Origin of the sequence: Streptomyces hiroshimensis (assembly GCF_014650335.1) — a bacterium.
Classification (GTDB): Bacteria; Actinomycetota; Actinomycetes; order Streptomycetales; family Streptomycetaceae; genus Streptomyces; species Streptomyces hiroshimensis.
In genome coordinates, this window is record NZ_BMUT01000001.1 from 271253 (window position 1) to 284000 (window position 12748).

Annotated in this window: 12 protein-coding genes; 5 read left to right on the plus strand and 7 right to left on the minus strand. The window is 71.5% G+C overall.

Translation table 11 applies throughout. The annotated features are described in order from the left end of the window. Nucleotides 1–56 precede the first annotated feature (56 nt). Nucleotides 57–584, plus strand: a complete 528-nt coding sequence (locus tag IE241_RS01100) for an SH3 domain-containing protein (RefSeq protein ID WP_190019642.1) — start codon at nucleotides 57–59, stop codon at nucleotides 582–584. Then, complete coding sequence (locus IE241_RS01105) at nucleotides 581–1756, plus strand: hypothetical protein (protein ID WP_190019643.1); 1176 nt, start codon at nucleotides 581–583, stop codon at nucleotides 1754–1756. The genes IE241_RS01100 and IE241_RS01105 overlap by 4 nt, the downstream gene beginning before the upstream one ends. A 3-nt stretch (nucleotides 1757–1759) precedes the next feature. On the opposite strand, the gene IE241_RS01110 is transcribed toward IE241_RS01105, so the two are convergent. Continuing rightward, nucleotides 1760–1948 carry a hypothetical protein gene (locus tag IE241_RS01110; protein ID WP_190019644.1) on the minus strand — a complete coding sequence of 63 codons (189 nt, stop codon included), beginning with the start codon at nucleotides 1946–1948 and terminating at the stop codon, nucleotides 1760–1762. A 132-nt stretch (nucleotides 1949–2080) separates the two neighbouring features. Between IE241_RS01110 and IE241_RS01115 the strand changes: the two genes are divergently transcribed. Both IE241_RS01115 and IE241_RS01120 read left to right on the plus strand, forming a co-directional pair. Continuing rightward, nucleotides 2081–2917, plus strand: a complete 837-nt coding sequence (locus IE241_RS01115) for a helix-turn-helix domain-containing protein (RefSeq protein ID WP_190019645.1) — start codon at nucleotides 2081–2083, stop codon at nucleotides 2915–2917. Further along, the gene (locus IE241_RS01120; protein ID WP_190019646.1) at nucleotides 2901–3095 is read left to right on the plus strand and encodes a DUF397 domain-containing protein; all 195 of its coding nucleotides are present in this window, start codon (nucleotides 2901–2903) and stop codon (nucleotides 3093–3095) included. The genes IE241_RS01115 and IE241_RS01120 overlap by 17 nt, the downstream gene beginning before the upstream one ends. A 54-nt stretch (nucleotides 3096–3149) precedes the next feature. Here IE241_RS01120 and IE241_RS01125 read toward each other — a convergent pair whose 3' ends face one another. From IE241_RS01125 to IE241_RS01145, 5 genes are all read right to left on the minus strand, one after another. Then, nucleotides 3150–5279: a 3-hydroxyacyl-CoA dehydrogenase NAD-binding domain-containing protein gene (locus IE241_RS01125; protein ID WP_190019647.1), complete on the minus strand. Its 2130-nt coding sequence runs from the start codon at nucleotides 5277–5279 to the stop codon at nucleotides 3150–3152. Beyond that, nucleotides 5276–6496, minus strand: coding sequence for a thiolase family protein (locus IE241_RS01130; RefSeq protein ID WP_120755822.1), 1221 nt, complete (start codon nucleotides 6494–6496; stop codon nucleotides 5276–5278). The genes IE241_RS01125 and IE241_RS01130 overlap by 4 nt, the downstream gene beginning before the upstream one ends. Nucleotides 6497–6875: 379 nt before the next feature. Beyond that, entirely contained in the window at nucleotides 6876–8153 is a 1278-nt protein-coding gene (locus IE241_RS01135) for an HRDC domain-containing protein (protein ID WP_190019648.1), read from the minus strand. Between the two features lie 283 nt (nucleotides 8154–8436). Then, nucleotides 8437–9099, minus strand: a complete 663-nt coding sequence (locus IE241_RS01140; protein ID WP_030369345.1) for a response regulator transcription factor — start codon at nucleotides 9097–9099, stop codon at nucleotides 8437–8439. 561 nt (nucleotides 9100–9660) lie between these two features. Further along, on the minus strand, nucleotides 9661–10365 hold the full coding sequence (locus tag IE241_RS01145) for a DUF3000 domain-containing protein (RefSeq protein ID WP_190019649.1): 705 nt from the start codon (nucleotides 10363–10365) through the stop codon (nucleotides 9661–9663). A gap of 91 nt (nucleotides 10366–10456) precedes the next feature. On the opposite strand from IE241_RS01145, the gene hemE reads away from it, so the two are divergent. Then, on the plus strand, nucleotides 10457–11542 hold the full coding sequence (gene hemE / locus IE241_RS01150) for a uroporphyrinogen decarboxylase (RefSeq protein ID WP_190019650.1): 1086 nt from the start codon (nucleotides 10457–10459) through the stop codon (nucleotides 11540–11542). A gap of 88 nt (nucleotides 11543–11630) precedes the next feature. Here the strand turns inward: hemE and IE241_RS01155 are convergent, their stop codons facing one another. Continuing rightward, on the minus strand, nucleotides 11631–12701 hold the full coding sequence (locus IE241_RS01155) for an alkene reductase (protein ID WP_190019651.1): 1071 nt from the start codon (nucleotides 12699–12701) through the stop codon (nucleotides 11631–11633). Between the last annotated feature and the right edge of the window lie 47 nt (nucleotides 12702–12748).

Below are 12748 nucleotides of genomic sequence, written 5' to 3' on the forward strand. Positions count from 1 at the left end.
CGCCGGGCCCGCAGTGCGAGGCTGAATTCAGGGGACCCCTCGGAAGGGTCCATGCCATGACCAGCGCGAATGACGAATTCGTCGCCACCCATACGGTCCCCGCGTGGGGCGCGGATCTGTGGAGCCTGCCGGATCCGGATGCGGATCCGGGACAACAGCCCGTCGCCGAGCTCCCCGGCGGTACGGAAGTGCAGGTCGTCGAGCGGCGGCCCGACGGCTGGGTGCGGCTCACGGCCCGCGGCGGCCCGGCCGGCTGGACCGACGGGCGCCACCTGGAGGCGGTCTCGCCGGACGAGTCCGTCGATGCCGACGCCATGGAGCTGATCGCGCAGCTGCAGGGCGCGCTGTCGACCTGCTCGCAACTGCTTGAGGATTTGAAGGACGGGCGGATCGACGCCGGATCCTTCCGCGGCCGGGCGTTCCGCGCCGGGCTCGTCCTGCGCGATGAAGAAGCGTGGATGTGGGACTTCGCGAGCGGCTGGCACTGCTACGACGGCGTCGGCCTTCGCCAGGTGGACCTGTCGGCCGAGAGCCGGGCGGATGCCGGGCGGGAGCGCGCCGAGGGGCGCGAGGAGCAGTCATGAAGGACTTGTCGCGGGGCTTCGACGACCTCATGCAGATGGAAAAGGCGCAGGATCTGATCAGGGGGTACGAGGAGGGGCTGGCTGCCAAACGAGCGATCCTGGCGAATAAGGAGGCGCAGCTCGCGGAGGGCAGCTTCCACTCCGGCATGACCGCGGAAGAGACAAAGGTCTGGGTCCAGCACCTCCGGGAGGGCATGGCGGAGCTCCAGCAGAGGATCGAACAGGTGCGGGCAGCGCTGTCGCGGGGGCCGGATGCCTGCCGTTCGTTGCTCCAGCAGAGAGCGGCCGAGGAGGACATGTTCCGCCGGGCGTTCGGGAGGATGCGCGACAACGTCGTTCCTCCCGAGCCGCAGGCCGCACCGGAACCCGGCGGTGCCGACATGGCCCCCGACGTTCCGGCGGAACCTCCTCGCCAAGGGTTGGTACGGAAGCCCGGCGGCGGCGTGGGGCAGGAGGTTCCCACGGGAGGCTTTCCCGCCACGGAGGCCGCCGAGGTACCCGGCGGCATCGGCGCGGCTCCCGAGCCTCCGCCGGTCGCACCTGTCGCCGCGGGCGAAGAAGTCATCGCGGGCGGTGACGCGGCCGCGGGCGCCGGAGCCGAAGTCGTGGGCGCCTCGCGGCTCGGCAGGGTGCTCGTGGGGCTTGTGATCATCGCCGGTGTGGCGATAGGCGGTTACTGGGCCTACAACCACTTCACCTCGCCGCCGGCGTCGTCTCCGTCCTCTCCCACGGCTACACAGCCGGCCTCCTTCGACATCAACGGGGACTACAACGGGACCGCGAACGGAGCGGCGTGTGCGAAGCCCCAGTGCTATGTCACCGTGACGAAGGTGAGCGACCCGAGCGGGCCCGGCGCCGACAATGCCGGGAAGATCACCGTGAATTTCACCGCCGTGAACTGGACGCCGGCGACCACGGGCGTGGCCAGCGTGGTCAACATGAAGATCGGCCCGATGGATGCCTGGCTCCAGCAAGACGGCACGGTCCAGGAAACCGGTTACAACCCCTGGACCATCATTACCGACACCACGCCCGGCAGTAACTCCCGGACGTCCGGGAGCTACAAGCTGAGCGGGAAGTTCACCGGCGGTACGAACGGTTCGCCCTCGTACACGCTCACGATGAACGTGTCCGGCCTTGACTACCAGCTCGTGGGCACGCGCGCGGGCTGAGCCTCAGCGGTGTCCGTTCCGGACGTGCTCCCTGCGCTTGCGCTCGATCTCCTCCACCGCGGTGGGGCTCTCCCGGAGGGCTGCGGCGCGCTTCATGACGAGGACGGCGCAGGTGAGGCATGAGGCGGGTGCCGCCGTGCGGCTGCCCTCTTCTTCGTCGTACGGGTGGGCATTCGCACGGGCGTTCATCATGTCCGGCCTCCGTTGTGTCTTGCTCGTTGCCAGCGGGCAACTCATGTTCAGGGAACTAGGGTTGCCGGGGCAGAAGCTCGACCACCAGGACTTGATGTCCCCTGCGGGGCAGGGGAGATGGGAGGTCCGTGCATGCCCGCACGGCCACGTCCACTGACGCCCGACCGGTCCGCCCGACACCTGTTCGGGGCGAAGATGCGGACGTATCGCGGCAGTATGAGCCTGGAGCGGCTCGCGGAGATCGTGAACTTCAGCAAGAGCCACTTGGCGCGGGTGGAGACGGCGGAGTCCATGCCGCCGCCGGAACTTCCGGCACTGCTGGACGCCGCGTTCGACACGGACGGCATTTTCGTTGAGCTGTACCAGGTGGCGCGGAGGGAAATCCACCCGGATCCGTTCCGGAGGCGGATGGAGATCGAGGCGAAGGCGCGCGTCATCGCCGATTACACCGGCCAGCTGATGCCGGGCCTCGCGCAGACGGAGGAATACGCCCGACTCCTGTTCAGGGCATACGATCCGAGGGCGACGGATGCCAAGGTCGAGGACTTGCTAGCGGCGCGGATGAGCCGACAGGCCCGGCTACGGGACGACGATGCGCCGGACTATTCCGTGGTCATCGATGAAGCAGTCCTGTGCCGCGGATTCGGTGGGCCCTCCGTCATGCGGCCGCAGTTGGCCCGGCTGATCGACCTGAACGAAACCGCCAATTGCGTGATGCAGGTATTGCCGTTCAGCCATGGTGGACACGCGCTGATGGGCGGCTCGCTGGCGTTGTTCACTCTGGGCGACGGCACACAAGTGGCCTGGGAAGAGGGACATGCCAGCGGGACGCTGTTGGAGGATTTCGACAGCGTCGTCACCCGCCGACACGCCTACGATCTGCTCAGGTCCTGCGCCTTGTCGCCGACAGAGTCGTCGGCATTCGTCCGGAACGCCATGGAGGCACTACCCGATGAGCATCGACCCTGACATATCCGCCGCGGTTTGGATCAAGTCCAGCTACAGCGGCTCCGGAGCGGGCCAATGCCTTGAATGGGCGCCGTCCGCGTCTGCTGTCCGCGACAGCAAAACCCCCGACGGCCCCGTCCTCGCCTTTTCCCCGGCGGCCTGGGCCGTCTTCGTCCGTGCCGTCCGCCGCAACGGCTAACGCAAACGAGGGCCGTACGGGGAAACCCCGTACGGCCCTCAGGCTTACGTCCCGCTACGCGGGAACGGAAGCAACACCCACCGGCAGGAACCGCTTGCCGTTGGCCTTCTCGGCGATGCCGACCCGGTCCAGGTACGGCGTGATGCCGCCCAGGTGGAAGGGCCAGCCCGCGCCGGTGATCAGGCACAGGTCGATGTCCTGGGCCTCGGCGACGACGCCCTCGTCCAGCATGAGGCCGATCTCCTGGGCCACGGCCTCCAGGACGCGGGCCCGGACCTGCTCCTCCGTCAGGACGGAGTCGCCCTGCACCAGAAGCGCGGCGACCTCCGGGTCCAGCTCCGGCTTGCCGGAGTCGTAGACGTAGAAGCCGCGCTTCCCGGCCTTGACGACCGCCGCGAGGTTCGGGGAGACCTTGAAGCGGTCGGGGAACGCGCCGGCCAGCGTCTCGGAGACGTGGAGGCCGATCGCGGGGCCGACGAGCTCCAGGAGCACCAGCGGGGACATCGGCAGGCCGAGCGGCTCGACGGCCTTCTCCGCCACCGCGACCGGCGTGCCCTCGTCGATGACGTTCTGGATCTCGCCCATGAAGCGGGTGAGGATGCGGTTGACGACGAACGCCGGGGCGTCCTTCACCAGGACCGCGCTCTTCTTCAGCTTCTTGGCGACGGCGAAGGCCGTGGCCAGGGAGGCGTCGTCCGTCTTCTCGCCGCGGACGATCTCCAGCAGCGGGAGGATCGCGACGGGGTTGAAGAAGTGGAAGCCGACGACCCGCTCGGGGTGCTTGAGCTTGGACGCCATCTCGCTGACGGACAGCGAGGAGGTGTTCGTGGCGAGGATGGTGTGGGCGGGGACGACCGCCTCGACCTCGGCGAACACCTGCTGCTTGACGCCCATCTCCTCGAAGACGGCCTCGATGACGAAGTCCGCGTCGCCGAAGCCGGCGGCCTTGTCGAGGGAGCCGGTGACGGCGGCCTTGAGGCGGTTGGCCTTGTCGTTGCCGATGCGGCCCTTGGCGAGGAGCTTGTCGATCTCGCCGTGGACGTAGCCGACGCCCTTGTCGATGCGCTCCTGGTCGATGTCGGTGAGGACGACCTGGACCTCCAGGCGGCGCGCGAAGAGCAGCGCGAGCTGGGAGGCCATCAGGCCGGCGCCGACGACGCCCACCTTGGTGACGGGGCGGGCCAGCGAGCGGTCGGGGGCACCGGCCGGGCGCTTGGCGCGCTTCTGCACCAGGTTGAAGGAGTAGATGCCGCTGCGCAGCTCCTCGCCCATGATCAGGTCCGCGAGGGCCTGGTCCTCGGCGTCGAAGCCCTGGCGCAGGTCGCCGTTCTTCGCCGCGGAGATGATCTCCAGGGCGCGGTAGGCGGCCGGGGCGGCGCCGTGGACCTTGGAGTCGGCGATGAAGCGGCCGCGCTCGACGGCCTGGTCCCAGGCCTCGCCGCGGTCGATCTCGGCGCGGTCGACCTGGACGTCGCCCTTGAGGACGCGGGCGGTCCACAGGAGGGACTGCTCCAGGAAGTCGGCGCCGTCGAAGATGGCGTCGGCGATGCCGAGCTCGAAGACCTGCTTGCCCTTGAGCTGGCGGTTCTGGTTGAGCGAGTTCTCGATGATGACCGAGACCGCGCGGTCGGCGCCGATGAGGTTCGGCAGCAGGGTGCAGCCGCCCCAGCCGGGGACCAGGCCGAGGAAGACCTCGGGCAGGGAGAAGGCCGGGATGGCCCGCGAGACGGTCCGGTAGGTGCAGTGCAGACCGGCCTCGACGCCGCCGCCCATGGCCGCGCCGTTGTAGTACGCGAACGTCGGGACGGCGAGGGAGGACAGGCGCTTGAAGACGTCGTGGCCGCCCTTGCCGATGGCGAGCGCGTCCTCGTGCTTCTTCAGCAGCTCGACGCCCTTGAGGTCGGCGCCGACGGCGAAGATGAACGGCTTGCCGGTGAGGCCGATGCCGGTGATGGAGCCCTCGGCGGCTTCCTTCTCGACCTGGTCGATCGCGGCGTTCAGGTTCGCGAGCGACTGCGGGCCGAAGGTGGTCGGCTTGGTGTGGTCAAGGCCGTTGTCCAGCGTGATGAGCGCGAAGCGCCCGGCGCCGAAGGGGAGGTCGAAGTGGCGCACGTGCGCCTGCGTCACGACCTCGTCGGGGAACAGCTCCGCCGCACCCTTGAGAAGTTCAGCGGTGGTGCTCACTTGTTGCCTCCGTCGAAGTGCGGGTTCTCCCAGATGACCGTTCCGCCCATGCCGAGGCCGACACACATCGAGGTGAGGCCGTAGCGGACGTGCGGCTGCTCCTCGAACTGCCGCGCCAGCTGGGTCATCAGGCGCACGCCGGACGAGGCCAGCGGGTGGCCGAAGGCGATGGCGCCGCCGTACTGGTTGACGCGCGGGTCGTCGTCGGCGATGCCGTAGTGGTCCAGGAGCGCGAGCACCTGCACGGCGTAGGCCTCGTTGAGCTCGAACAGACCGATGTCGTCGATCGTCAGGCCCGCCTTGGCGAGGGCCTTCTCGGTCGCCGGGATCGGGCCGTAGCCCATGACCTCGGGCTCGACGCCGACGAAGGCGTACGAGACGAGGCGCATCCGGACCGGCAGGCCCAGCTCGCGCGCGACGTCCTCGGCGGCGATCAGCGAGGCGGTGGCGCCGTCGTTGAGGCCGGAGGCGTTGCCGGGGGTGACCCGGCCGTGCGGGCGGAACGGGGTCTTGAGGTTGGCCAGACCCTCCATGGTGGTGCCCGGGCGCATCGGCTCGTCGGCCGTGACCAGGCCCCAGCCCAGCTCCCCGCCCTCGGGCGTGGTGCGGCGCACGGAGATCGGCACGAGGTCGGCCTGGATCTTGCCGTCGGCGTACGCCTTGGCGGCCTTCTCCTGGCTGCGGACCGCGTACGCGTCCGCGCGCTCCTTGGTGAGCTGCGGGTAGCGGTCGTGCAGGTTCTCCGCCGTCATGCCCATGACGAGGGCGGAGTCGTCGACCAGCCGCTCCGAGAGGAAGCGCGGGTTGGGGTCGACACCCTCGCCCATGGGGTGGCGGCCCATGTGCTCGACGCCGCCCGCGAGGGCGATGTCGTACGCACCGAAGGCGACGCCGCCGGCGACGGTCGTCACGGCGGTCATCGCGCCGGCGCACATGCGGTCGATGGACATGCCGGGCACGGTCTGCGGCAGGCCCGCGAGCATGCCGGCCGTGCGGCCCAGGGTCAGGCCCTGGTCGCCGATCTGCGTGGTCGCGGCGATGGCGACCTCGTCGATCTTGGCGGCGTCCAGGTTCGGGTTGCGGCGCAGCAGCTCACGGATGCACTTGATGACGAGGTCGTCGGCGCGGGTCTCGTGGTAGATGCCCTTCGGGCCCGCCTTGCCGAACGGGGTGCGGACGCCGTCGACGAAAACGACGTCCCTAGCGGTACGAGGCACTTGGCTCTCCTCCTGTGCGGGATCGCTGCGCGCGGGCATGCCGAGACGGCTCCGCCGCGGTGCGGGCTGACACCGTCATGCTACTTGCGGGTAACCAAGCTGCACAGACCCATCGGCGGGAGCGGCGAAGGTCACATTCCGTGTGCGGTACGGGGGTGGCTGCGCCTGCGGCTGAGGATGCGGCGGGGCTCGGCACCGCCGGGCTCAGCGTCGCCGGGCTCGGCACCGCCGGGCACCGTGCGGTGGGCTGGGCGCCGTTGCGGCGGGGGGATGGCCCCGGTCCCGCCCTTTCTCCGTTTCCTGGGGGCAAGCCCCCAGCCCCCCGAGAGGGCTGGGGTTGGCGCGGCCCCGGTTTCGGGAAGGGGCGGGCTACCGGACGTCAGGCCACGGCCTCCGTGAGGGCCTTCACCAGGAGTGGGGTCACCTGTTCCACCTGCCACGGCCGGGCGCCGTGCGCGGTGAGGATCTCCGCCACCGCCTCCGGCGTGGGCCGCGCGGGCGGCTCCCAGCACAGCCTCCGCACCGTATCCGGAGTGATCAGGTTCTCCTGCGGCATCGTGAGGCGCTCGGCGAGCTCGGACACGGCCGTGCGGGCCGCCGAGAGCCGGGCGGCGGCCTCCGGGTCCTTGTCCGCCCAGGCGCGCGGCGGCGGGGGGCCGGTGAGCGGCTGGCCGGGCTGCGGCAGCTCGGTGTCCGGGATCGCGCGGGCGCGGTCGATCGCCGCCTGCCACTGCTCCAGCTGCTTGCGGCTCATGCGGTGCCCGAAGCCGGGCAGGGCCGCCAGCGCGTGCGCGTTCGGCGGCATGTTCAGCGCGGCCTCGACGATCGCGGCGTCGCCCAGCACCTTGCCGGGGGAGACGTCGCGCCGCTGCGCCACATGGTCACGGGCGGTCCACAGCTCGCGCACCACCGCCATCTGGCGGCGCCTGCGCACCTTGTGCATCCCGGAGGTACGGCGCCAGGGGTCCTTGCGCGGCGGGGCGGGCGGGGCGGAGGCGATGGCGTCGAACTCCTGCCGGGCCCACTCCAGCTTGCCCTGGCGGTCCAGCTCCTCCTCCAGCGCGTCGCGCAGGTCGACGAGGAGCTCCACGTCGAGGGCGGCGTAGCGCAGCCAGGGGTCGGGCAGGGGGCGGGTCGACCAGTCGACGGCGGAGTGCCCCTTCTCCAGGGCGTACCCCAGGACGTTCTCCACCATGGCTCCGAGACCCACCCGTGCGAACCCGGCGAGCCGTCCGGCCAGCTCGGTGTCGAACAGCCGCGTCGGCGTCATCCCTATCTCGCGCAGGCACGGCAGGTCCTGGGTGGCTGCGTGCAGCACCCATTCGGCGTCGGCGATGGCGTCGCCGAGCGCGGACAGGTCGGGGCAGCCGACCGGGTCGATGAGCGCGCTGCCCGCGCCCTCACGGCGCAGCTGTACAAGATAGGCGCTCTGGCCGTAGCGGTATCCGGAGGCGCGCTCGGCGTCGACGGCGACGGGGCCGGTGCCGGCGGCGAACGCGGCGACGACCGCCGCCAGGGCATCGTTGTCAGCGACGACCGGCGGGATGCCCTCGCGTGGCTCCAGTAGGGGGATCGGCGCCGAAACGACGTCGTCCGGGGGGCCGCCCCCGGTGGTTCGCAGTGGTGTGTCTGCTGCGGTTTCTTGGGCGTCGGTCACCGGTCAAGGGTATCTGTGTATGGCAAGCGCCCGTCGACGGAACGTCCCGTCGACGGGCGCGGCGTGTGGGGCCGGCGGCTGGGAGGGGGTGTGTGCGGGCGTGTGTGCGGGTGCGTGTTCGGGGGATGCCCGCGAGGCTGCCGTCCGGGTGATCCCGGGGCCTTCGGGGGAGCCGCAGTGGATCTTTCCGGATCTTTCCTGATCTTCCGGGTGCTCCGGCCCGCCGGTCGGGTCCGCCGGTCAGGCCCGCCGACCGGGGAAGGCCGGGGAAGGCCGGGGAAGGTCAGTGGATGATGCCGGTGCGCAGCGCCACGGCGACCATGCCGGCCCGGTCCCCGGTGCCGAGCTTGCGGGCGATCCGGGCGAGGTGGCTCTTGACGGTGAGCGCGGACAGCCCCATCGAGACGCCGATGGCCTTGTTGGACTGCCCCTCGGCGACCAGCCGCAGCACCTCGACCTCGCGGCCGGAGAGCTCGCGGTAACCGCCGGGGTGGCCGGGGGCGCCGGGCGGGCGGCGGTGCAGCCGGGCAGCGGCCGCGGAGCCGATGGGGGCGGCGCCGGGGCGGCCCGGGACGCCGAGGTTGGTGCGGGTGCCGGTGACGACGTAGCCCTTGACGCCGCCCGCGAGGGCGTTGCGCACGGCGCCGATGTCGTCGGCGGCGGACAGGGCCAGGCCGTTGGGCCAGCCCGCGGCACGGGTCTCGGACAGGAGGGTGAGCCCGGAGCCGTCGGGGAGGTGGACGTCGGCCACGCAGATGTCGCGCGGGTTGCCGACGCGGGGGCGGGCCTCCGCGATGGACGACGCCTCGATCACGTCTCTCACCCCCAGCGCCCACAGGTGCCGGGTGACGGTGGAGCGGACGCGGGGGTCGGCGACGACGACCATCGCCGTCGGTTTATTGGGGCGGTAGGCGAGGCTCGCAGGTTGCTCGAGGAGAACGGACACCAAGCCTCCAGGGGGGAGTGGCGGGGGGACGGGTGCCGGCTTTTGGGGGTAAGCCGGGGCGATCCGTATGGGAAGGGTCACAAGCCTCTTCGGCACCGAAGCGTCCCGGCTTTAGGGAATGATCACGAATTGATGAGTAACAATTCGGGCAATTCGGATGCGATCGATCAACAACCGATCAAATTACCGATCGAAACATTGCCCGCGACCGGCAGAAACCGATCACCGGTACGGCATCCGGGTGACCGTTCCGCGCCGGCCGCTGCGCGGGCTCCCGGCGAAGGGGGCTTGCCCCCTTCGATCCGTGGCGCGCGTCGGGCGCTGCCCTGAAGGGGCGAGCGTGCGCTTGGGCCGTGGCCCTGCGCGGCGGGAGAGCCGGTGAAGGGGCTCGCCCCTTCAATCCCGCCGCGGCGGTGATCAGCCACAGTGGTGCTGTCCGGTGGTGCCGGGCCTGCCTGAGCCCGTACGGCACCGCCGGGCTCCGCCGTCGTGGCTGGTCGCCGTCGCGGCGGATTCAAGGATGCGGCGCATCCTTGACCGGCCCCGGTCGGCCGCGCCCGGTCAGCGGGGATCCCTGCGCTGGGGGAGTGTCACCACCCCGGCGTCCGGGCCGGCGCCCGGCGGCAGGCCCGCGATCTGGCACAGCAGGTCGCACCACGCGGCCAGGTGCGCCGCCGTGTCCGGGACCCCGGCGCCCTCCGCCGCATCGCCCTCGGCCGGGGCGGCCTCCCCGCCGCGGACCGCCCGCACCGGCTTCGCCGCGGCGGGCGGCACGGGCGACCACGAGGCCCGGATCTCGATGCGCGTCGACGGCTCGCGGTCCCGCAGCCCGCCGAAGTAGTGCGACCCCGCCCGCGTCACCGTCCCGCTCGGCGCCGCGTACGGCACGCGGCGCGCCTCCAGGGCGCCGGTCAGCCAGGACCAGCACACCTCGGGCAGCAGCGGGTCGGCCGCCATCTCCGGCTCCAGGTCCGCGTGCACCAGCGTCACCAGCCGGAAGGTGCCGCCCCACGCCTCGTGCCCGGCGGGGTCGTGCAGCAGGATCAGCCGCCCGTCGGCCAGTTCCTGGTCGTCGACGACGACCGCGGCCTCCAGCGCGTACGAGTAGGGGGCGAGCCGCTGGGGCGGCGGGGTCGCGTCGAGCTCGATCTCCGGCCGCAGGCGCACTCCTTGCAGCCCGGCGACCGCTTGCCGGAAGACGGACGGGGAGCCCTCCCCATCCGCGTCGTCCGGACCGTCCGAGAGGTGTCCCTGCGCCGCAGCCATGCCCGGAAGACTAGGCGGAACGCGGCGTGGTTCCGGGTAGGGACACCCACATGGGCGGGTCACTCGTTCGGCCCGTGCGAAGATTTGGGGCATGAGTGAGCGCAGGGATGCCGGCCAGCCCGCCGGCCAGCAGCAGACCGGCCGCACGGCGGCGTACGATTCGGCGTTCCTGCGGGCGTGCCGGCGCGAGCCGGTGCCGCACACGCCGGTGTGGTTCATGCGGCAGGCCGGCCGGTCGCTGCCGGAGTACCGCAAGGTGCGCGAGGGCATCCCGATGCTGGAGTCGTGCATGCGGCCCGAGCTGGTCACCGAGATCACCCTGCAGCCCGTGCGCCGGCACGGTGTCGACGCCGCGATCTTCTACAGCGACATCGTGGTGCCGCTGAAGGCCATCGGCATCGACCTGGACATCAAGCCGGGCGTCGGCCCGGTCGTCGCCGAGCCCGTCCGCACCCGCGCCGACCTGGACCGGCTCCGCCCGCTGGACGCCTCCGACGTCTCCTACGTCACCGAGGCCGTCGGCATGCTCACCGCCGAGCTCGGCACCACCCCGCTCATCGGCTTCGCCGGCGCGCCGTTCACGCTCGCGAGCTACCTCATCGAGGGCGGCCCCTCGCGGACGTACGAGAACACCAAGGCCATGATGTACGGCGACCCCGAGCTGTGGGCCGACCTCGTCGACCGCCTCGCCGGCATCACCGCCGCCTTCCTCGACGTCCAGATCGCGGCCGGCGCCTCCGCCGTCCAGCTCTTCGACTCCTGGGCCGGCGCCCTCGCCCCGGCCGAGTACCGCAAGTACGTCATGCCGGCCTCGGCCAAGGTCTTCGACGCGGTCGCCCACCACGGCGTGCCCCGCATCCACTTCGGCGTCGGCACCGGCGAACTCCTCGGCCTCATGGGCGAGGCCGGCGCGGACGTCGTCGGCGTCGACTGGCGCGTCCCGCTGGACGAGGCCGCGCGCCGCGTCGGCCCCGGCCGGGCGCTCCAGGGCAACCTCGACCCGGCCGTCCTCTTCGCCGGCCACAAGGCGGTGGAGCTGAAGGCCCGTGAGGTCCTGGACGCGGCGTCCGGCCTGGAGGGCCACGTCTTCAACCTGGGCCACGGCGTCATGCCGAACACGAACCCGGACGCGCTGACGCGTCTGGTGGAGTACGTGCACGGGCAGACGGCGCGTTAGCGGTACAGCGGTAGCGAGCAGTAGCGGGCATACGCGAGCGGGCGGCCGTCACCGGCCGCCCGCTTCGTGAAACCCCTTAAAACCTTCCTCAGTCGCTCAGCGCCGGGTAGTCGGTGTAGCCCTTGGCGCCCTCGCCGCCGTAGAGGGTCGCGCGGTCGGCGGCGGCGAACGGGCCGCCTGCCTTGAGGCGGGCGGGCAGGTCCGGGTTGGACACGAACAGCATCCCGTAGCTGATGATGTCCGCCGTGCCGTCCTCGATCAGCGAGAGGGCCTCCGGGCCGGTCGGGCCGTCGGTGAAGGCGTTGAGGACCAGGACCCCGGAGAACCGCTTGCGCAGCTCCAGCGTGAGCTCGCGGACGTCGAGCGCCTCCATGATGTGCAGGTAGGCCAGGCCCAGCGGCTCGACGGCGTCGACCAGCGCGGTGTACGTGGCCGCGGCGTCGGGCTCCTCGATCGTGTGCAGCGGGTTCGCGGGGGAGATCCGCAGACCGGTCCTGGCGGCGCCGATCTCCGCGACGACGGCCTTGACGACCTCGACGGCGAAGCGGATGCGGTTCTCCACGCTGCCGCCCCACTCGTCGGTGCGCCGGTTGGAGCCGGGCGCGAGGAACTGGTGGATCAGGTAGCCGTTGGCGCCGTGCAGCTCGACGCCGTCGAAGCCGGCCTCGATCGCGTTGCGCGCGGCGGTGGCGAAGTCGGCGACGGTGGCGCGGACCTCCTCGCCGGTCAGCTCCCGCGGGGTGACGAATTCCTTCATGCCCTCGTGCGTGAAGGTGCTGCCCTCGGCGGCGACCGCGGAGGGGCCCACCGGCGTCAGGCCCCCGGGCAGCAGCACCGGGTGCCCGATGCGGCCGGTGTGCATGATCTGCGCGAAGATCCGGCCGCCTTCGGCGTGCACCGCATCGGTGACCTTGCGCCAGGAGGCGACCTGCTCGGCGCTGTGCAGCCCCGGGGTCCACGGGTAGCCCTGGCCGACGACGGAGGGCTGGACGCCCTCGGTGACGATCAGGCCGGCCGAGGCGCGCTGGGCGTAGTACTCGGCGGTCAGATCGGTGGCCGTGCCGCCCTCGCCGGCGCGGCTGCGGGTCATCGGCGCCATCGCTATGCGGTTGGCGAGCCGGACGCCGGCGAGGTCGATCGGGTCGAACGCGGTGGTCATGGCTGTCCCCTCGATGGATCATCGGCAGGTTGTCAGAGCATTGGCTC